Below are 18,897 nucleotides of genomic sequence, written 5' to 3'. Positions count from 1 at the left end.
TGGACGGCGTCGCGTAGGGTCACCGTGGTGAGCCTGTTCGCGCTGGCGGTCGACTATGGCACGTCCAACACCGTGGCCATCCTGCGCTGGCCCGACGGCAAGACGCGGCCGCTGCTGTTCGACGGCTCCCCGCTGCTGCCCTCCGCCGTGTACGCGATGACCGACGGTCACCTCGCGACCGGCCGCGACGCGATCAACAGCGCGAAGCTCGACCCGGTGCGGTTCGAGCCGAATCCGAAGCGCCACGTCGACGAGCCGGACCTGCTGCTGGGTGATGCGACGGTACCGCTGATCGCCGCCGTCGCCGCCACGCTCACCAGGGTCGCGGACGAGGCGCGGCAGGTGGCCGGGCGGCCGGTCGACGACCTCGTCATGACCTATCCGGCCGAGTGGGGATCGGCGCGCCGGGCGGTGCTGACGCAGGCCGCGAGCCGGGCCGGACTCCCGCCGCCGCGGCTGGTGCCGGAGCCGGTCGCGGCCGGGCTCTACTTCACCGCCGTGCTCGGCCAGCGGGTCCCGCCCGGGGCGAGCGTCCTCGTGTACGACCTGGGCGCGGGCACGTTCGACGCCTCCGTGGTCCGGCGCACGGCGAACGGGTTCGAGACGCTGGCGTACCGCGGCCTCGACGACGTCGGCGGCGTCGACCTCGACGAGCTCGTCGTGCAGGAGATCGGGGCCGTCGCCGGCGCGAGCGATCCCGAGGCGTGGGCGCGGCTGTCCCACCCGCGGACCGCCCCGGACCGCCGCGCCGCCCGGACCCTGCGCGAGGACGCCCGGATGCTCAAGGAGCGCCTCTCCCGCGAGTCCTCGGCCGGCCTGCTCGTGCCGATTCTCGACCGCGACCTGCACGTGACCCGCGGGGAGCTGGAGCAGCGGGCCCGGCCCCTCATCGCGCAGACGGTCGCGGTGACGGCGGCGACGCTCACCGCGTCCGGGGTGCCGCGCGAGCAGGTCGCGGGCCTGTTCCTGGTCGGCGGCTCGACCCGGATGCCGCTGGTCGCGACCGAGCTGCACCGGGCCGTGGGCATCGCCCCGACGGTCCTGGACCAGCCCGAGCTCGTGGTCGCCGAGGGCGCGCTGGTCACCGACGTCCGGGCGCACCCGGCCCCGATCCCGTCGCCGATCCCGGCCCAGTCCCCGATCCCGGCCCAGGCACCGGTCTCGTCCCCGCCACCGCCGATGCCCGTCTCCGCGATGCCGATCTCGCCCCGGCCGGTGTCGCCGCCGTTCGCCGCGACGGGCCCGATCGTGCCCCAGCGCCCGATCATCGCCCAGCAGGCCGTCTCGGCGCCGCCCTTCCGGGCCGTGCCGCCGCAGCCGGCGCCGCTGCGCCCGTTCTTCCCCGCCGGGGGCCGGATGCCGGCCGAGTTCCGCACCAGCACCGGCGCGATCGTCGGCCGGGCGGCCGCCCGCATGCTGTGGACCCTGCCGTTCTTCCTCGGCAGCATCCTGGCCTTCGGCGCCATCTACGAGCCGACCAAGAACGACGATCTGGCGGTCATCGCGGCCCTGCTGATCTGGGTGTACATCCTGATCTGGCTCGGCAGCTCCATCGCCCGCATGGTCCGGGCCCCGGGCGAGCCCCAGCGCCTGCTCGTCGATGAGCACGGCCTGACGATCACGGTGCGCGGCCGCCCGGTGCACGTGCCGTGGGGCGAGCTGGAGCGGGCCGAGGTGCGCACGCGCGGCTTCTTCCCGCGGCCGAACCTGCTCATCGTGCCCAGGCCCGGCAACGCCCTGGCCGCCCATCCCGACTGGCGCCACCGGGTCGTGCTCGGCGGGGCGGCGCTGAAGGTCGCGGACCTGCGCACCCTCGGCGCGAACCGCACGTCGGTGCGCTCGGCCGTGCGGCAGTACCTGCCCACGTGACCGCCCCCGCGAACGGACCCGCCCCCGATGCCGCGCCGGTCCGAGCCATCGCGGGGGCTCGGCGGTGAACCCCGGCATCATCGGCCAGGCCGCCGGCCTGTTCGCCGTCACCAACATCGACGACATCGTCGTCCTCGCCTTGTTCTTCGCCCAGGGTGCCGGCCACCGGCACGCGGGCCGGACCATCGCCGCCGGCCAGTACCTCGGCTTCGCCGCGATCCTCGCCGTCGCCGTGGCCGCCGCGTTCGGCGCCACCTTCCTGCCCGAGGCGGCCATACCGTACCTCGGCCTCCTCCCGCTCGGCCTCGGCATCAAGGCCGCCGTCCAGGCGTGGCGGCACCGTGGCCGCGGCGGCGACGAGGAGCAGGACCCCGAGAGCGGGCCGGGCGGCCCGCGGATACTCGAGGTCGCCGCGGTGACGTTCGCCAACGGCGGCGACAACATCGGCGTCTACGTTCCCGTCTTCGCCACCGCCGGGCCCGGTGATATGACCGTCGCCGTCGTCGTGTTCCTCGTCCTGCTCGCCGTCTGGATCGCCGCCGGCCGGTACTTCGCCACCCGCCCGGTCATCGCCCGGGCGCTCAGCCGCTGGGGGCACGTCCTGCTGCCCGTCGTGCTCATCGGCATCGGCGTGCTCATCCTCGTCGACGGCGGCGCCTTCGGCCTCTAGCGCGCCGCCGCACCGGGCTGTGCGGCAGTATTGCTCCTCATGAGGATCCCCGACGACGCCGAGATCCGCGCGCTGCACGAACGCCTCGCGCCGACCCCGCAGGCCTTCGCGCTGGTCTACACCCACTGCGAGATCGTCGCCCGGATCGCCTCCCAGCTCGCCGGCCCCGGCGTGGACCCGGCGCTCGTGCGCGCCGGGTGCCTGCTGCACGACATCGGCGTGTACCGGCTCGGCCCGGGCGAGGCGTACATCCGCCACGGCGTGCTCGGCCATGAGGCGCTGGCCGGGCTCGGCTTCCCCGAGACCCTGAGCCGGTTCTGCTCGCACCACACCGGCGTCGGCCTGACCCGCGAGGACGTCGACCGGCAGGGCCTTCCCCTGCCGGTCGACGACTACGTGGCGGAGACGGGCGAGGAGCGGCTGGTGATGTACGCCGACAAGTTCCACAGCAAGTCAACGCCCCCGCATTTCGTGTCGGCCGCGGCGTACACGGTGGCCGTCGGCCGCTTCGGCGAGGACAAGGCCGCGGCGTTCAAGGCGATGGTCGCCGAGTACGGCGAGCCGGACCTGAGCCGGCTCGCCGCCGAGTACGGCCACCCCGTCGTGTCCTGTTAGTTGCGGTACCGGAACAGGATCCGGCCCCTCGTGAGGTCGTACTGGCTCAGCTCGACCAGCACGCGGTCGAACGGCAGGATCTTGATGTAGTTCTTGCGGATCTTGCCGCTGATGTGGGCCAGGACGATGTGGCCGTTCGCGAGCTCGACGCGGAACTTGGCGTCGCGCAGGCACTCCAGCACGGTGCCCTCGAGCTGGATGCCGTCCGTTGCCCTGGGCATCAGCGGATCACCAGCTCGAGGTTGCTGCCGGTGCGGCGCGCGCCGGCGGCCTCGAAGAGGGCGATGGCCGCGGTGTTGGCCTCGTGTACGTCCGCGGAGACCGTCGCGACGCCGCGGGCCGCGGTGGCCGCGAGGATCTGCGCGAGCAGGGCGGAGGCGATGCCGCGGCGGCGATGGCCGGAGCGGACCGCGATGAGGCCGATCCTGGTGTGCCTCGGCAGCAGCGCCAGGCGGGCCAGGCCCACGTAGCCGCCGGGCTCGGCGGCGACCGTGTACTGGGCGGGGTCGAGCGGCCGGGACAGTACCGCCGCCGGCATGTGATCCCAGCCGATCGTGGCCTCGATCTCCGCGCGGACCGCGCGGTCCAGGCGGCGCAGCGGGTCCAGCTCGGCGGTGCCGACGGGCAACAGCGTCAGACCCGGCGGCGGTACCGCACCGGGGCCGCCGCTCGGCATGACGTACTCCCACTCGCGGCGGCGGGTGGTCAGGCCGGCCTGCACCCACCGGGTTCGCAGGCCGGCGTCGGCCTCGTCCACGACGGTGTAGAGGGGCCGCGGCAGGGCGGCCAGCATGGCCTCGGCGAGCCGGGCGAAGACGTCGTCGTGCCAGGCGTCGACGCTGAGGAAGAGGCGGCCGTCCGGGCGGGGCGAAACGTCGCCGCGGCCGACCACGAGGTCGTCGTCGAGGGCATGCCACTGCCGCTCGGCGACGCGCGTGATGACGAGTGTGTGCATCGGTGTCACCTTTCGGGAGATCCCAAGGGGAACGCTCCCGGACGGCACCTACCGCAGCCGCCCGACCGTGACGGGAATGGGGAGCACCCACATCGTTACGACGTTCACAGTGCTCACCTCCTCGGGCCGGACCACGGTCGACGGCACGTTACCGCCGTCGCCCGCCGTCCGTCCAGCGATTAAGCGATCTCGGCGGCCTGACGCTCGGCGCGCTGCCGGGCCAGCTCCTCGATCGCGGTGGGCAGCGTGGTCTCGAAGTCGATGAGCTTCGCCCAGGTCGGGGTGACGACGATGCGGACCATGCCGTCGTAGAGCGAGCGGATCTCGGCCTCCCACGCGACGCGCTGCTCGGGCGTCATCTCGTAGGTGCCGTTCATCCGCAGGTACTCCTCCGGGATGCCGTCGACGACATCGAGCTCGGCACGGCCGCGGACGAGCAGGATCCGCGGCGGGTGGACCTCGGTGTCGATGGTCAGGGCGACCACCGGGTTCGCGCGCAGGGAGGGCAGCTTCGGGGCGTTCTTCGTGGTGCACATGACGATCTGCGAGCCGTTCCAGGTGAAGGCGATCGGGATGCTGCGCGGCGTGCCGTCCTTGGCGACGTAGGCCAGGCGGGTCAGGTCGCGCGCCAGCAGTTCGCGGCTGATCGGCCGGTTCAGGACCTCGGTGATCTCGGACGGTTGCATGGTGGTCGCTCCTTCGTCGGCGGCTCGTACCCCGGGGACGGAGCCGGCCGGCCGTTCTCGACATCCGCCCGCCGTCCGGGGTATCCGTCTGCGTTCGGGGGTAATGGCAGAACCTCCCAGACGGGCCTCGGCGGTCGTAGCGTCGAGGGCGTGGACAGCCGAGCCGAGATCCGTGACTTCCTCACCACCCGCCGGGCCAAGGTCACGCCGGACCAGGCGGGCCTGCCCGCCTACGGCGGACACCGCCGCGTCAGCGGGCTGCGGCGCGAGGAGGTGGCGCTGCTGGCCGGCGTGAGCGTGGACTACTACACCCGTCTCGAGCGCGGCAATCTCTCCGGCGTCTCCGACGGCGTCCTGGAGGCCCTGGCCCGGGCGCTGCAGCTCGACGACGCCGAGCGGGCGCACCTGCTCGACCTGGCCCGCACCGCGAACACCACGGCCGCTGCCGCTCGGGGGCGACGCCGGCCGACGTCACAGCTGCGGCCGGTGGTGCAGCGGCTGCTGGACGCGATGACGATGGCCCCGGCGTACGTGCGCAACGGGCGCCTCGACGTGCTCGGCGCCAACCCGCTGGGCCTGGCCGTGTTCGCGCCGCTGTTCGACACGGCGGCGGCCACGCCGAACATCGCCCGGTTCATCTTCCTGCACCCGGCGAGCCAGAAGTTCTACCGGGACTGGGAGACCCTCGCCGGGGACACGGTGGCGCTGCTGCGCGCCGAGGCGGGCCGCGACCCCTACGACCGGGCGCTGACCGACCTGATCGGGGAGCTGTCCACCCGCAGCGACGTGTTCCGGACCTGGTGGGCGGCGCACAACGTGCGGCTGCACCGCTCCGGGGTCAAGCACCTGCACCACCCCGAGGTCGGCGACCTCACCCTCGCCTATGAGTCGCTCGATCTGATCACCGACGTCGGGTTGCGCCTCAACGCCTACACCGCCGAACCGGGCTCCGCCTCCCAGGACGCCCTCAACCTCCTGGCCAGCTGGACCGCGGCCGCGCACGAGCGGCCCGCCGCCCGTCCCGCCGACTGACCGCGCGGTGCAGGGGTAGTGGTCCAGCACTTCATGCTCATGAAACGGACATTTTGGAGAAGAAGTACCATGCGTGCAACATTGATCTACGGTGCCGGGGACGTCCGGATCGAGGACGTGCCCGACCCGGTGCTGCGGGAACCGACCGACGCGCTCGTCCGGGTGGTGCGCTCGTGCATCTGCGGCAGCGACCTGTGGCCGTACGGGTCACGCCCCGCCACCGGCGCCGGCGACCGGATCGGCCACGAGTTCCTCGGCGTCGTCGAGGAGGTCGGCCGGGACGTGTCCGGCCTGGCCGCCGGGGACCTGGTCGTGGCCCCGTTCGTCTGGGCCGACAACACCTGCGACTTCTGCCGCGAGGGACTGCAGACCTCCTGCCGGCACGGCGGCATGTGGGCCCGCGACGGGATCGACGGCGGGCAGGGCGAGGCGGTCCGGGTACCGCAGGCGCAGGGCACGCTCGTCAAGCTGCCCGTCGCCGAGGACTCGGCGCTGCTGCCGTCGCTGCTGGCCCTGTCCGACGTGTTCCCCACCGGCCACCACTGCGCCGTCACCGCCGGCGTGCACCCGCGGACCACGGTCACCGTGATCGGCGACGGCGCCGTCGGATTGTCCGCGGTGCTCGCGGCGAAGCGGCTCGGCGCGGAGCGGATCATCCTGATGGGCCGGCACAAGGACCGCACCGACCTCGGCCGCGAGTTCGGCGCCACCGATGTCGTCGCCGAGCGCGGCGCGGAGGGCGTCGAACGGGTCCGGGAGCTGACCGGCGGCGACGGCACCCACACCGTCCTGGAGTGCGTGGGGCTGAAGCCGGCCATCGAGACCGCGTTCGCCGTGGTCCGCGACGGTGGCACGGTGAGCCGGGTCGGCGCTCCGCAGTACCCGGACGTGCCCGCGGACTTCGGCGTGTTCCTGCGCAACATCACCCTCACGGGCGGCGTCGCCCCGGCCCGCGCGTACATCGACGAGCTGCTGCCCGACGTCCTGGAGGGCCGCGTCGAGCCCGGCAAGGTCTTCGACCGCACCGTCACCCTCGACCAGGTCCCGGACGGCTACCGGGCCATGGCCGGCCGCAGCGCCCTGAAGGTGCTGATCCGGCCGTGACCGGCCCGGAGCCCGGCTCCCCCCGGACCCTCAACACCATCCGCCGCATCGGCGACGTCACTGCGACCACATCGGGAAAGGAACCCTCGTGAAGCAACGCACCCTCGGCACCGGCCTGACCGTCTCGGAGATCGGCTACGGCTGCATGAGCCTCACCGGCGCCTACGGCACCACCGGCGGCCCCGCGCGGCAGGACGCGATCACGCTGATCCGCCGCGCGGCCGAGCTCGGCGTCACCTTCTTCGACACCGCCGAGGTCTACGGGCCCTTCGCCAACGAGGACATCGTGGGCGAGGCGCTGGAGCCGCTGCGGGACCAGGTGAAGATCGCCACCAAGTTCGGGTTCGCCTTCGCCGAGAACGGGGTCGAGCCCGGCGGCCTGTGCAGCCGTCCGGACAGCATCCGGCGAGCGGTGGAGCACTCGCTGCGCCGCCTGCGCACCGACCACATCGACCTGTACTACCAGCACCGCGTCGACCCCGAGGTGCCGATCGAGGACGTCGCCGGCGCCGTCAAGGAGCTGATCGAGGCCGGCAAGGTGCTGCACTTCGGCCTGTCCGAGGCCGCCGCCGCCACGATCCGCCGGGCGCACGCGGTGCAGCCGGTCGCGGCGGTGCAGAGCGAGTACTCGATGTGGTGGCGCGACCGCGAGCAGGACACGATCCCCGTCCTGGCCGAGCTGGGCATCGGCCTGGTGCCGTACAGCCCGCTGGGCAAGGGCTTCCTGACCGGCACGATCGACGCCAGGACCACGTTCGCGGACAGCGACTTCCGCGGCCAGACGCCCCGCTTCCAGGGCGAGGCGCTCGCCGCCAACCTCGCCCTCGTCGAGGTCCTCAACCGGATCGCCGCCGGGGCCGGGGCCACCCCGGCCCAGCTCGCGCTCGCCTGGCTGCTCGACCAGCAGCCGTGGATCGTGCCCATCCCCGGCACCAAGACCCTGGCGCGGCTGGAGGAGAACACGGCGGCCGCGGCGGTGGAGCTCAGCGCCGGCCAGCTGGCCGAGCTGCGCGCCGCGGCCGACCAGATCCAGATCGTCGGCGCCCGCTACCCCGCGGCCCAGGACGCCATGACCAACCGCGACGCGCCGCTGCCCACCGCATAAAAGGGAGAACCGATGAGCCTGCAGACCGACCGCCCGTCCCTCCTGCCGAACGCGGGGCGCCGGTGATCACCCGCGGCGGCTCGCAGCCGTCCACACCCGGCCCGGCGGAGAACTTCACCGGCGACGTCCGGGTCCAGCCGCTCTTCGCCGCGCAGGACACCGCGCCGTACACCGGCGCCTACGTCACCTTCCAGCCCGGGGCACGTTCGGCCTGGCACACCCATCCGGCCGGGCAGCGGCTCGTCGTCACCGACGGCGTCGGCCGCACCCAGCAGGAGGGCGGCCCGGTCGAGGAGATCCGCGCCGGGGACGTGGTCTGGTGCCCGCCCGGGGTCAGGCACTGGCACGGCGCCTCCCCGGCCTCGCCCATGACGCACCTCGCCCTCACCGGCGTTCGCGACGGGCGGGCCGTCGAGTGGCTGGAGCAGGTCACCGATGCGCAGTACGACTCGGGAGAGGACCGGCATTGACCGCGGACCGTGCGGATTCCGGCCTCGACGTACTACGCCTGGCGGCGCCGCTGGCTACGGTCTGGAACCTGTCATCGCCCGCATCTGTGTCCGAACACCAGCAGTTCTACGTGGTGGGCTGTCCCGGCGGCCGCAGGCGATGTGGGGCGCGCGTGACCGGTCAGGCGACCGGGCGCATCCGGCCCCAGTGCCACCACGGTACGGAGTAGCCCAGCTGGTCGGCCCAGCCGAAGAACTTCTCGCTCCGCGGGTAGTACATGCCGTACCAGAAGAGCGGTACCCATTCGGTGTCGTGCGCCCAGACAGCCTGCAACCGCTGGTAGTGCTCGCGGCGCTCAGCCTGGGAACCGGCCTGACGGGCGGCCAGGTAGGCGGCGTCCACGTCGCGGTTGCGGTGCAGGCCCATGTTGTTCTGCCCGCCGGTCGAGTACTTGGTCGCGGTGATCTCCGGGTCCGGCGCCATCGAGCCACCCACGATGATCAGGTCGAAGTCGTGCCGCGTGCGTACCTCACGGGCCCAGTCCACGGAGGGCAGACCGGCGAAGGTGACCTGGAATCCGACCTCGCCCAACTGCCGGGCGACGATCTCGGCCAGCGGCTGGTGCCCGTGGAACATGTCCATGTAGTAGACGGTCAGCCGGCCCCGTACCCCATTCGCGTCGGCGGTGACGCCGGCCTCGTCGAGCAGGGCCCGCGCCCGCCCGATGTCGTGGCCGGGCGCCTTCGCATCCGGGTTGAACGCCCAGGAGTTGCCGAGCAGGTAGTGGTCCCAGGCCTGGGAGACACCGGGGTCGCCGAGCTGGGCGATCTCGTCACGGTTGACGGCGTGCGCGACCGCGTCGCGGACCCGCTTGTCCTGCCACAGTTTCCGGCCGTGGTTGAAGTCCAGCAGCGCCATGCCGGGGCCTTCCCGGGTCATGATCTCCACACCGGGCGCGCCCTGGACCAGGTGCAGGCGATCCTTCGTGAGCGTGTCCTGCGGAACGATGTGCGCTTCACCCCGGGCGACCATCCGGACGCACTCGTCGCGGTCCGGGACGATCTTCAGGATCAGCCGGTCGATCTCAGGCTGCGGACCCCAGTGGTTCTTGACGGCCTCCATGATGATGTGTTCGCCGGGAATCCACTCGGCCAGCCGGAACGGCCCGGAACCGACCGGGTTCAGGTTGTGCGGGTTAGTGGCCCAGTCGGTGCCCTCGTACAGGTGCCGGGGCAGGATGTGGGCGAAGATGAAGTTGCCCAGCAGGACCAGGAACCCGGCGTTCGGGGTGTGCAGGATGTAGTCGACGGTGTGGTCGTTGACCGCGACGATCGTCTCGACGTCCTTGAGGAACATCGCGCCCTGGTAGCCCATCTCCTTGGCGTGCAGATGGGTGTAGGCGACGTCGTGCGCGGTCAGCGGGGTACCGTCCTGCCAGCGCGCCGCCTGGTTGAGGTGGAACCGCCAGCGCCGCGACCCGTCCAGCTGTTCCCAGTGGGTGGCCAGGTCGGGGAACGCATTGATGTCGTACCACTCGTTTAGGACCACGCGGTTGTAGATGTTGTTGCAGGCGAGATAGCCAGCACTACCGGTCACGTTGCGATAGACGTCGTTGAACTCGATCGCGTCGTGCGGCGTGGCAACCACAAAGTCGATGGACATGAACGCCTTTCTGTCGGGTACATCGCCCGCCTCGTACAGGCGGGCCTTGCTGAAGCGAGTCGGCTTACAGGGCGTCGCCGTGCGGGCAGGGCGGCAGGCCCTCGGTGTCGTTCGGCCATTGACGCTGGGGCTGCCGTGGCTTGGCCCGTTCGATGCGTGGGTCGGGCACCGGCACGGCGGCCAGCAGTTCCCGGGTGTACGGGTGGCGGGCCTCGCTGATGACCTGACGTGTCGGGCCCACCTCGACAAGCTGGCCGCCGTACATGACGCCGACCCGGTGCGACAGGTCCGCGACGACGGCCAGGTCGTGCGCCACGAAGAGGTACGAGACGCCGCGGTCGCGCTGCAGTTCCTTGAGCAGGCCGAGGATTTCCGCCTGTACCGAGACGTCCAGCGCGGACACCGGCTCGTCGAGGACGATCAGCTTCGGGTCCAGCGCGAGGGCCCGGGCGATGGCGATACGTTGCCGCTGGCCGCCGGAGAACTCGTGCGGGAACCGGCGCAGGCTGTTCGCCGGCAGCCGGACCTGGTCCAGCAGCGTCAGCGCCCTGGTACCGGTAGGAAGTCCGTGGATCCGGGCCGGCTCCTCGAGGATGTCCGCCACCGTCATCCGCGGATCCAGCGAGGTGTACGGGTCCTGGAACACGACCGAGATGTCGCGGCGCAGCGCGCGGGCCGCCCGGCCCTTCTGCGCGAAGACGTCCCTGCCCAGGAAGTCGACCCGGCCGGCGCTGGGCTTCTGCAGCCCGAGCGTGGTGCGCAGCAGGGTGGTCTTGCCGGAGCCGGACTCGCCGACGATGCCCAGTGTCTCGCCGGTACCGACGGACAACGACACCGAGCACAGCGCGTGCACGATGGCCCGGCCGTGCCGGCGGGCCGAGCGGGGTGCCCGGAAGTGCTTCACCAGTCCGGTGACTTGCAGCAGTTCGATCGGTTCGGTCATCGCGGTTCCACCGCCCCTCCCCCGATGCGTGGCGCCAGCGACAGCAGGTTGCGCGTGTAGTCCGACCGCGGCGCGTCGAAGATGGCGAACACGTCCTGCTCCTCGACGATGCGGCCCTCGTACATGACGGCCACCCGGTCCGCGATCCCGGCCACCAGGGCCAGGTCGTGGGTGATGAACAGCATGGCGGCGCCGGTGCGTTCCCTTGCCAGGGCCAGGGTCGCCATCACCTGGGACTGCACGGTGACGTCCAGGGCGGTGGTGGGCTCGTCCGCGATGATGAGGTCGGGGTCGTGCACCATCGCCAGGGCGATCGCGATGCGCTGGCGCATCCCGCCGGAGAGCTGGTGCGGATACTGGTCGAGGCGCGCGGACGCGTCCTTGATGGCGACGCTCTCCATCAGTTCGATCGCGCGCCGGCGCGCGGCCGGCCGGGTGACGTTGCCCGACAGCCGCATCGAGTCCAGGAACTGGGCGCCGATGGTGAGCACCGGGTTGAGCGTGGTGGACGGATCCTGCAGGATCATCGCGATCCGCCGGCCCCGGTACGCCCGCCACTGGTTGAAGGTGAGGCCGGACAGTTCGTCGCCGGCGAAACGGACCGAGCCTTCGCCGATCGCGTTGTTGGGCAGTAGTCCCAGCACGGCGAGCCCGGTGAGCGATTTGCCCGAGCCGGACTCGCCGACGAGGGCGAGCACCTCGCCCGGCCGGACCCGCAGGGTGACCGAGTCCACCGCCCGGTGCTCGCCGAAGCGGACCGACAGATCGGTAAGGGTCAGCAGCGCGTCCGACGAATCGGCGTCGCGACGCTGGCCCTGCGCCGTCCGGCGGCGGGGCCGGCGCGGTGTGGCCAGCGGGTTGGTGGGTGACGATTTCGGGTTGAAGGCGTCCCGCAGCCCTTCTCCGACGTAGTTCACCGACAGCACGATCGTCATGATCAGCAGGCCGGGGAAGTAGAACAGCCACGGGCGGGTCAGCACGGCGGACTGCGCGTTGGCCACCAGCAGGCCCAGCGAGGTGTCCGGTGGCTGCACCCCGAAGCCCAGGAACGACAGGCTGCTCTCGGCGAGGATGGCCACCCCGAACATCAGGGTTCCGGCCACCACGATGTGGTCGGACACGCTGGGTACCAGGTGGCGGAACATGATGCGCGCCGGGCCGGCCCCCATCACCCGGGCCGCGTCGACGAAGGCCAGTTCGCGCAGGCTGAGCACCACCCCGCGGACCAACCGGGCCACCGAGGTCCACATCAGCGAGCCCAGTACCAGGGCCAGGCCCAGCCAGGACACTCCCCGACCGGCGACGACCGAGCCCAGGAACGCGGCCAGCGCGAGGGTGGGCAGGGTCAGCACCAGGTCGACGAGACGCATCACGGCGGCGTCCACGTACCGGCCGAAATAGCCGGACACGACACCCAGCACGACGCCGATGACGCACGCGATGATGGTGACCGAGAAGGCGATCAGCAGGGACTGCTGCATGCCCCGCAGCGCCAGCGCCAGCAGGTCCCGGCCCAGGGTGTCGGTACCCATCGGGTGCCTCGCGGACGGCGGCTGCGACAGGTCCGGCGTGATGTCGGAGTAGTCGTACTTCCACAGGAGAGGAACGATGATCGCGGCCAGGATGACCAGGACCAGCACCACGAGGGCGGTCATGCCCACCTTGTGCCGAACGAACCGGCCGAAGGTGACCGCCAGCTTCGACGAACCCGTGCCGGCGGCCAGTTCACGATCGGGCATAGCGCACCCTCGGATCCACCAGGCCGTACAGGATGTCGGCGAGCAGGTTGAAGACGACCACCGCGGTCGCGGCTACGAGCAGCCAGGCCAGCACGGCGTTGGTATCGCGGTTGGCGATGGATTCCAGCAGGAACCCTCCCATCCCGCGCCACTGGAAGACCGTCTCGGTGATGACCGCCCCGGAGAACACCACCGGCAGGTCGAGCGCCACGATGGTGACGATCGGGATCAGCGCGGGACGCACCACGTAGGAGGTCACGATGCGACGCTTGGACAGGCCCTTGAGCACCGCGAACCGGACGTGGTCACCGGCCAGCCCCTCGGCGATCGCGGCCCGCTGGTAGCGGCTCCACGTCGCGAAATGCACCAGGGCCAGCACGATGGTGGGTAGCACCAGGTGCCCGGAGATGTCAGCGAGCATCGGCCCGAACCCCTGCGGTCTGGGTACCGACGCCTCGCCGACGGTGTAGAAGACCTGGTACCCGGTCGAGTTGTTGAACCATATGCCCCACTGCTTGAGCAGCACCGCCAGCCAGAAGGACGGCAGGGCCAGCAGGACGAACGCGGTCGGGGTCAGGATCAGGTCCGGCCAGCGCCGCTGGTACAAGGCGGCCACGGTACCGGCGACCAGGGACAGGATGAGCGAGATGACGATGGCCAGGACCACCAGGCGCAGGGTGACTCCGACCCGGCCGGCCAGTTCCGCGCCGATGTCGCGGTTGGCGTTGGTGGACGGGCCGAAGTCGCCGTGCAGCACGCCACCCAGCCAGGTCAGGTACCGCATCGGCAGGGACGCGTTCAGGCCCAGCCGGGCCTCCTCGGCGGCGATGACCGAGCGCGGGACCGGCGGCTGCCGGTCCCGCAGTTCACCCAACGGATCTCCCGACACCGAGATCACCGTAAAGATCACGACTGAGGCGAGGAGCAGCACCAGGGCGGCGCTGGCCAGCCGCCGCAGGATCAGCCGGAGCATGACACCGCTCCTGCCTCCCTCGCGAAGATCTGTATTGGGATGACCCTCTCCCTACACTGGACGGATCCGGCCCCAGTGCCACCACGGCACCGAGTAACCGAGCTGGTCGGCCCAGCCGAAGAAGTCCTTGCTGCGGGCGAAGTAGGTGCCGTACCAGAACAGCGGCACCCATTCGGTGTCCCGGGCCCAGATCTCCTGCAGCCGCTTGTAGTGCGCACCCCGCTCGGTGAGCGTGCCGGCGGTACGGGCGGCGAGGTAGGCCGCGTCCACGTCCGGGTTGTGGTGCCCGGCCAGGTTGCCCTGCCCGCCTGTGGAGTACTTCGGCGCGGTGATCTCCGGGTCCGGCGCCATCGAGCCGCCCACGATCACCAGGTCGAAGTCGTGCTCCCCGCCGATCCGGGCCGCCCAGTCCACAGAGGACAATCCCTCGACGCTGACCTCGAAGCCGATCTCGCCGAGCTGACGCGCGATCATGGCGGCCAGCGGCTTGTGGCCGTAGAAGCTGTCCATGTAGTACAGCGACAGCCTGGCCCGTACCCCGTCGGGACCGGCGGCGACGCCGGCCTCGTCGAGCAGTGCCCGCGCCCGATCGGCGTCGTGGCCGGGCGCCTTCGCGTCCGGATTGAACGCCCAGCCCACCGAGCCCAGCAGATAGTGATCCCACGCCTGGGAGACGCCCGGGTCGCCCAGTTGCGCGATCTCGTCACGGTTGACGGCGTGCGCGACCGCGACGCGCACCCGCTTGTCGGCGAACAGCTCCCGGCGGTGGTTGAAGTCCAGCAGGGCCATGCCGGGGCCCTCGTCCTTCATCAGCTCGATGTCGGCCGCCGCGCCGTCGAGCAGGTGCAGCCGGTCCTTGGTGAGGGTGTCCTGCGGGAAGAAGTGTGCCTCACCCCGGGCCACCATCCGGACGCACTCGTCGCGGTCCGGGACGATCTTCAGGATCAGCCGGTCAATCTCCGGCTGGGCGCCCCAGTGATTCCTGACGGCCTCCATGACGATGCGCTCACCCGGAATCCACTCCGCCAGCCGGAACGGGCCGGAGCCGACCGGCTTGAGCGTGTGCGGGTTCGTCGCCCAGTCGGTGCCCTCGAACAGGTGCCTGGGCAGGATGTGGGTGAAGATGAAGTTGCCCAGCAGGACCAGGAACCCGGCGTTCGGCGTGTGCAGGATGTAGTCGACCGTGTGGTCGTTGACCGCGACGATCGTCTCGACGTCCTTGAGGAACCGCCCGCCGGTGTAGCCCATCTCCATCGCGTGCAGGTGCGTGTACACCACGTCGTGCGCGGTCAGCGGGACGCCGTCCTGCCAGCGGGCCGCCTGATTGAGGTGGAACCGCCACCGCCGCGACCCGTCCAGTTGCTCCCAGTGGGTGGCCAGGTCCGGGAACGGATTGATGTCGTACCACTCGTTCAACACGACCCGGTTGTAGATGTTGTTGCAGGCGATGTACCCGGCGCTGGCCGTGGTGTTGCGGTACACGTCGTTGAACTCGACCGCGTCGTGTGGCGTGGCCACCACGAAGTCGATGCTCATGCGTTCCCTCCCCGAGGAATTCGTCACTTGCGCAGGCCCCACTGCTCGACGTTCATCGTGGTGCCGTACTTGCTGGGGTTGATGAAGATGTTGGTGTACTTGTCCCGGTAGACGGCCATCTGCGGGCTCGCGAACAGGGGCAGCACCACGCCGTCGGACAGCAGCACCTTGTCGAGCTTGTTCATCAGCTCGACCTGCTTGGCCGGGTCCAGCTCGCCGGCCGCCTCGGCGAACAGCTTGTCCGCCTCCGGCGACGAGTACCCGAAGGAGCGGGCCGCGCCGGTGCCGTACCACTGCTGCAGCGACAGCGAACCCAGGTCCAGGGCGGTGCCGGTGGCCATCAGGTCGAAGCTGCCCTGGCGCAGGGCCGGTGAGTACCGGGCGCTGTCGGCCGGGTCGATGACGATGGTGATGCCCAGCTGCTTGAGTTGCGACTGGGCGATCTGCGCCAGTTCCATCCGCAGTACGTCGGTGGACAGGGTGAGCAGCTTCAGGTCCCGCAGCGGCTTGCCGTCCGGCATGATGAGCTTGCCGTCGGTGACCTTGTAGCCGGCGTTCTGCAGCATCTCCAGGGCGCCCTTGGTGTCGCCCTTGCCGATGTTGAGCTCGTCGGTGTTGTCGTGGTACGCGGGGACGTCGCCGACCTTCTGCCCCGGCACGTACGCGCTGCTCTTCATCGTGACCAGGTCCGGCGCGTACTGTCCGACGGTGCGCTTGCGCATGTCGTCCAGGTTGACCGCGGTGGCGATGGCCCGGCGCAGCGCCGGGTCGGCCATCACGTCGCCGGTCGTCTTCATGCCCAGGTGGTAATAGGTCAGGGTGGAGCCGAGCAGCACCTTCATGCCGTTCATGGCCTTGACCTGGTTGACCGTGTCCAGCGTCGGGTTCTGGTAGACGAGGTCGACCTCCCCGTTCTGCAAAGCGGTGATCTGCGCGCCCTGGCTGGAGATGTACCGGGTGGTAATGGTGTCCAGGTGCGCGGGCTCGCCGTACCACTTCGGGTTCTTGACCATCGTCATGGAGACGCCGTCCTGGTAGTCCTTCAGGACGTACGGGCCACCGGACACCTTCGGAGGGTTCTTGCTGAAGCCGGTGTTGAAGGAGGTCGCCAGGTCGCCGTACGACTCGGCGACGTGCGCCGGCAGGATGTAGTTGAACAGCGTCTGCCAGGCGGAGAACGGCTCGGCGTAGGTCATCGTGACCGTCTTGCCGTCGCCGCTCGTCTCGAGCTTCGTGATCTTCGAGTAGCCCTCGGTGAACGCAGCCTTGCAGGCTGCGCACTTCTTCGGATCCTGGACCGCCTGGGTGTACTCGAAGTCCTTGCCGGTGATCGGGGTGCCGTCCGACCAGACGGCGTTCTGCTGGATCTTGTACTCGACCTTCATCGGGCTGGTGCTGACCACCTCGGCGGACTCCAACAGCGCCTTGTTCAGCACCACGGTGGTGTCCGGGTTGGTCAGGAACGGGTGCGGATAGAAGGGCCACTGCTGCTGGCGCTGGCCGGTCGTGTCTCCGGCGGCGGACAGCGGGTTCCAGTCCACCATCGGGCTGCTGGCCGCGAGGGTCAGCTTCCCGCCGTCGGCCACCGCGACCGACGAGGCATCGGTCTTCACATCGTTGCTGATCTTCGAGCAGCCGGAGACGACCACAGCGGCGAGCGTGGCCACGGCCACGGCCACGAAGTGGCGAGTGGATTTCACGTCAGGCACGTCCTCTGATTCAGGGGAGAGATGTGGCTCGGCTGGAGCGCCAGGGTGGCTGGTCGTCGCGGCCGGCCGTAAAGGCCGAGGCCAACGACTAGGAAATTAAGCTCGGGTTATGTCCAGGTCAATATTTTTATGTCCATGGACATAATTGTGACCATGGTTGACCGGCCCAGGCACTACAGTCATGCACCGTCGGCCAGGTGCCGCAAAGCCGGAGGACGAAGAACGTGACTGCGACCGAGCCGCTGGACAGCCAGCAGTGCATGCGGCTCATCCAGTCGCGCCTGACGCTGCGGACCAGCAATGCGCTGTCCCGCGCGATCCTCGATCTGGTCGGTTCGGGGGAATTGCCGACTCAGTCCCAGTTGCCGACAGTCCGGGACCTCGCGGTGGAGCTCGGCATGAGCAAGTCCGCCATCGCACAGGCGTGGAGCTCACTGTCCGCCCGGTCCGTCATCGAGACCCGCCGCCGCGGCGGCACCGTGGTGCTCGGGCCGCCGCAGCCGCCCCGAGCCCGCCGCTTCGACAGCATGGTCCGCACCTCGTCGACGATGCCCATCGATCTGGGAAACCTCCTGGCCGGGCAGCTGCCACCGCCGGACCTGGCGCCCGCGCTCGCCTACGCGATCAGCAACAGCGCGCTGCACAACGCGTTCGCCGAGCCGGCCACCCCGGAGCTCATCGCCGCCGTCCAGCCGCATTGGCCCTTCCCGGTCGACCGGTTCCTCGCCACCCACGGCATCATCGACGCCCTCGAACTGGCGCTGACATCGATCGCCCGCCCCGGCGACCGGGTCATCATCGAGTCGCCCAGCCAGGCGCGCGTGCTGGACATCCTGGAGTCGATCGGCGCGTCCGCCATTCCCGTCGACTACGGTCACGACGGCCCGGACCTGGAGCAGCTGCGACTCGCGCTGATCAGCAAGCCGAGCGCCATGATCTACCAGCCGAACGGCAACGTGCCGTCCGGCCGCTCGGTCAACGATGCCTGGATCGAGGCCGCCGCCACGCTCCTGGGCGACGAGGCATTCCCCATCATCGAGGTGTCGCAGACCCCGCTGATGCGCTCGCCGCAGCGGTCCCTCACCGCCCACCTGCCCGACCGGGTGGTCCACATGCAGGGCTACAACTTCTTCTTCGGCGCCGACCTGCGCGTCGCGGTGACCGGCGGCGCCGCCGAGTACATCGACCTGATGTGGATGCGGCTGACGTACTCGTCCCGCTGGGTCAGCCGCATCCTCCAGCTCGCGCTCGCGTACCAGCTGACCGACGCAGACGCCGTCCGGCACACGGACCAGTTCATCGCGGAATGCCGGCGCCGGCACGCGGAATTCAGCGCGGCCCTGACGGACATCGGATTCGTGCTCACCCCCACCGACGGACCACACATCTGGCTACCGGTACCAGATGAGCACTCGGTCTGCACCCGGCTCAGCCGCTACGGCGTGGTGGTGCATCCCGGCAGCTTCTTCGAGGCCAGGTCGGGGCGGCAGCACCACGTACACATCAACGGCACGGCGTTACCCAATGGCATGCAGGCGATGGCCCGGATGATCGCCCGGGCCTGCCACCTGCCGTTGAAACCCATTGAGGAAGCTGCGGCTCCCGGTGACGGCGACCGTCGCCGCTGATTCGTCCTCCGTCGTGGCCAGTCAGGCGGTCTCGTAGATCCGGACGGTTCGCCGGACCGACGATCAGGGTGATCTCCAGAAAAGCCATGACAAGCTCCAGCGCCCGAGGCGGATCCCGCGTGGCCGGACGGCTGATCACGATGATCCTGATGCGGTGCGGACTGCGGGTATCCGACGAAGCCCTCGCGTTGATCGCCGCGGCCCGTTGCCGAAGGTGGGGA

17 protein-coding genes are annotated in these 18,897 nt (G+C 70.5%); 8 read left to right on the top strand and 9 right to left on the bottom strand.

Annotated features, from left to right (window positions below; genetic code table 11):
- The first annotated feature begins 27 nt into the window (after positions 1 to 27).
- The 3 genes from ABT369_RS17430 (at position 28) to ABT369_RS17420 (ending at position 3,154) form a co-directional block, all read left to right on the top strand.
- A complete protein-coding gene (locus tag ABT369_RS17430; RefSeq protein ID WP_350613003.1) occupies positions 28 to 1,869 on the top strand; it encodes an Hsp70 family protein in 1,842 nt (613 codons plus the stop codon).
- Between the two features lie 64 nt (positions 1,870 to 1,933).
- The gene (locus ABT369_RS17425) at positions 1,934 to 2,539 is read left to right on the top strand and encodes a cadmium resistance transporter (protein WP_350613001.1); all 606 of its coding nucleotides are present in this window, start codon (positions 1,934 to 1,936) and stop codon (positions 2,537 to 2,539) included.
- Between the two features lie 39 nt (positions 2,540 to 2,578).
- Positions 2,579 to 3,154, top strand: coding sequence for an HD domain-containing protein (locus tag ABT369_RS17420; protein ID WP_350613000.1), 576 nt, complete (start codon positions 2,579 to 2,581; stop codon positions 3,152 to 3,154).
- Here the strand turns inward: ABT369_RS17420 and infA are convergent.
- The 3 genes from infA to ABT369_RS17405 form a co-directional block, all read right to left on the bottom strand.
- Positions 3,151 to 3,375, bottom strand: coding sequence for a translation initiation factor IF-1 (gene infA, locus ABT369_RS17415; RefSeq protein ID WP_344619086.1), 225 nt, complete (start codon positions 3,373 to 3,375; stop codon positions 3,151 to 3,153). The two genes, ABT369_RS17420 and infA, sit on opposite strands and share 4 nt — an antisense overlap.
- On the bottom strand, positions 3,375 to 4,109 hold the full coding sequence (locus ABT369_RS17410; RefSeq protein ID WP_350612997.1) for a GNAT family N-acetyltransferase: 735 nt from the start codon (positions 4,107 to 4,109) through the stop codon (positions 3,375 to 3,377). The genes infA and ABT369_RS17410 overlap by 1 nt, the downstream gene beginning before the upstream one ends.
- 179 nt (positions 4,110 to 4,288) lie before the next feature.
- Positions 4,289 to 4,795 carry a pyridoxamine 5'-phosphate oxidase family protein gene (locus tag ABT369_RS17405; protein WP_350612995.1) on the bottom strand — a complete coding sequence of 169 codons (507 nt, stop codon included), beginning with the start codon at positions 4,793 to 4,795 and terminating at the stop codon, positions 4,289 to 4,291.
- A gap of 150 nt (positions 4,796 to 4,945) precedes the next feature.
- Between ABT369_RS17405 and ABT369_RS17400 the strand changes: the two genes are divergently transcribed.
- The 4 genes from ABT369_RS17400 (at position 4,946) to ABT369_RS17385 (ending at position 8,506) form a co-directional block, all read left to right on the top strand.
- Complete coding sequence (locus ABT369_RS17400; protein WP_350612993.1) at positions 4,946 to 5,827, top strand: helix-turn-helix transcriptional regulator; 882 nt, start codon at positions 4,946 to 4,948, stop codon at positions 5,825 to 5,827.
- A gap of 69 nt (positions 5,828 to 5,896) precedes the next feature.
- Positions 5,897 to 6,931: a zinc-binding dehydrogenase gene (locus tag ABT369_RS17395; protein ID WP_350612991.1), complete on the top strand. Its 1,035-nt coding sequence runs from the start codon at positions 5,897 to 5,899 to the stop codon at positions 6,929 to 6,931.
- A gap of 88 nt (positions 6,932 to 7,019) precedes the next feature.
- Positions 7,020 to 8,036 carry an aldo/keto reductase gene (locus ABT369_RS17390; RefSeq protein ID WP_350612989.1) on the top strand — a complete coding sequence of 339 codons (1,017 nt, stop codon included), beginning with the start codon at positions 7,020 to 7,022 and terminating at the stop codon, positions 8,034 to 8,036.
- Between the two features lie 62 nt (positions 8,037 to 8,098).
- Complete coding sequence (locus tag ABT369_RS17385; protein WP_350612987.1) at positions 8,099 to 8,506, top strand: (R)-mandelonitrile lyase; 408 nt, start codon at positions 8,099 to 8,101, stop codon at positions 8,504 to 8,506.
- A 160-nt stretch (positions 8,507 to 8,666) separates the two neighbouring features.
- On the opposite strand, the gene ABT369_RS17380 is transcribed toward ABT369_RS17385, so the two are convergent.
- The 6 genes from ABT369_RS17380 to ABT369_RS17355 form a co-directional block, all read right to left on the bottom strand.
- Positions 8,667 to 10,148, bottom strand: coding sequence for an ABC transporter substrate-binding protein (locus tag ABT369_RS17380; protein WP_350612985.1), 1,482 nt, complete (start codon positions 10,146 to 10,148; stop codon positions 8,667 to 8,669).
- 64 nt (positions 10,149 to 10,212) lie between these two features.
- A complete protein-coding gene (locus ABT369_RS17375; RefSeq protein WP_350612983.1) occupies positions 10,213 to 11,091 on the bottom strand; it encodes an ATP-binding cassette domain-containing protein in 879 nt (292 codons plus the stop codon).
- Positions 11,088 to 12,830 (bottom strand): dipeptide/oligopeptide/nickel ABC transporter permease/ATP-binding protein, encoded by a 1,743-nt coding sequence (locus ABT369_RS17370; RefSeq protein ID WP_350612981.1) that lies wholly within the window; start codon positions 12,828 to 12,830, stop codon positions 11,088 to 11,090. The genes ABT369_RS17375 and ABT369_RS17370 overlap by 4 nt, the downstream gene beginning before the upstream one ends.
- A complete protein-coding gene (locus ABT369_RS17365; protein WP_350612980.1) occupies positions 12,817 to 13,803 on the bottom strand; it encodes an ABC transporter permease in 987 nt (328 codons plus the stop codon). The genes ABT369_RS17370 and ABT369_RS17365 overlap by 14 nt, the downstream gene beginning before the upstream one ends.
- 51 nt (positions 13,804 to 13,854) lie before the next feature.
- Positions 13,855 to 15,339, bottom strand: a complete 1,485-nt coding sequence (locus ABT369_RS17360; protein ID WP_350612978.1) for an ABC transporter substrate-binding protein — start codon at positions 15,337 to 15,339, stop codon at positions 13,855 to 13,857.
- A gap of 23 nt (positions 15,340 to 15,362) precedes the next feature.
- A complete protein-coding gene (locus ABT369_RS17355; RefSeq protein ID WP_350612976.1) occupies positions 15,363 to 17,039 on the bottom strand; it encodes an ABC transporter family substrate-binding protein in 1,677 nt (558 codons plus the stop codon).
- A 233-nt stretch (positions 17,040 to 17,272) separates the two neighbouring features.
- Between ABT369_RS17355 and ABT369_RS17350 the strand changes: the two genes are divergently transcribed.
- Complete coding sequence (locus tag ABT369_RS17350; protein WP_350612974.1) at positions 17,273 to 18,676, top strand: aminotransferase class I/II-fold pyridoxal phosphate-dependent enzyme; 1,404 nt, start codon at positions 17,273 to 17,275, stop codon at positions 18,674 to 18,676.
- Positions 18,677 to 18,897 lie beyond the last annotated feature (221 nt).

Origin of the sequence: Dactylosporangium sp. NPDC000244 (genome assembly GCF_040300725.1) — a bacterium.
GTDB lineage: Bacteria > Actinomycetota > Actinomycetes > Mycobacteriales > Micromonosporaceae > Dactylosporangium.
The sequence above is the reverse complement of the archived record's forward strand: the minus strand, read 5'-3'. Positions and strand labels throughout refer to the sequence as shown.

What these genes read in the sequence shown, in the direction of transcription:
- ABT369_RS17405 (WP_350612995.1), bottom strand. Translation starts at nt 4,795, where the DNA reads ATGCAACCGTCCGAGATCACCGAGGTCCTGAACCGGCCGATCAGCCGC.
- ABT369_RS17375 (WP_350612983.1), bottom strand. Translation starts at nt 11,091, where the DNA reads ATGACCGAACCGATCGAACTGCTGCAAGTCACCGGACTGGTGAAGCAC.
- ABT369_RS17395 (WP_350612991.1), top strand. Translation starts at nt 5,897, where the DNA reads ATGCGTGCAACATTGATCTACGGTGCCGGGGACGTCCGGATCGAGGAC.
- ABT369_RS17370 (WP_350612981.1), bottom strand. Translation starts at nt 12,830, where the DNA reads ATGCCCGATCGTGAACTGGCCGCCGGCACGGGTTCGTCGAAGCTGGCG.
- ABT369_RS17365 (WP_350612980.1), bottom strand. Translation starts at nt 13,803, where the DNA reads ATGCTCCGGCTGATCCTGCGGCGGCTGGCCAGCGCCGCCCTGGTGCTG.
- ABT369_RS17360 (WP_350612978.1), bottom strand. Translation starts at nt 15,339, where the DNA reads ATGAGCATCGACTTCGTGGTGGCCACGCCACACGACGCGGTCGAGTTC.
- ABT369_RS17420 (WP_350613000.1), top strand. Translation starts at nt 2,579, where the DNA reads ATGAGGATCCCCGACGACGCCGAGATCCGCGCGCTGCACGAACGCCTC.
- ABT369_RS17380 (WP_350612985.1), bottom strand. Translation starts at nt 10,148, where the DNA reads ATGTCCATCGACTTTGTGGTTGCCACGCCGCACGACGCGATCGAGTTC.
- infA (WP_344619086.1), bottom strand. Translation starts at nt 3,375, where the DNA reads ATGCCCAGGGCAACGGACGGCATCCAGCTCGAGGGCACCGTGCTGGAG.
- ABT369_RS17410 (WP_350612997.1), bottom strand. Translation starts at nt 4,109, where the DNA reads ATGCACACACTCGTCATCACGCGCGTCGCCGAGCGGCAGTGGCATGCC.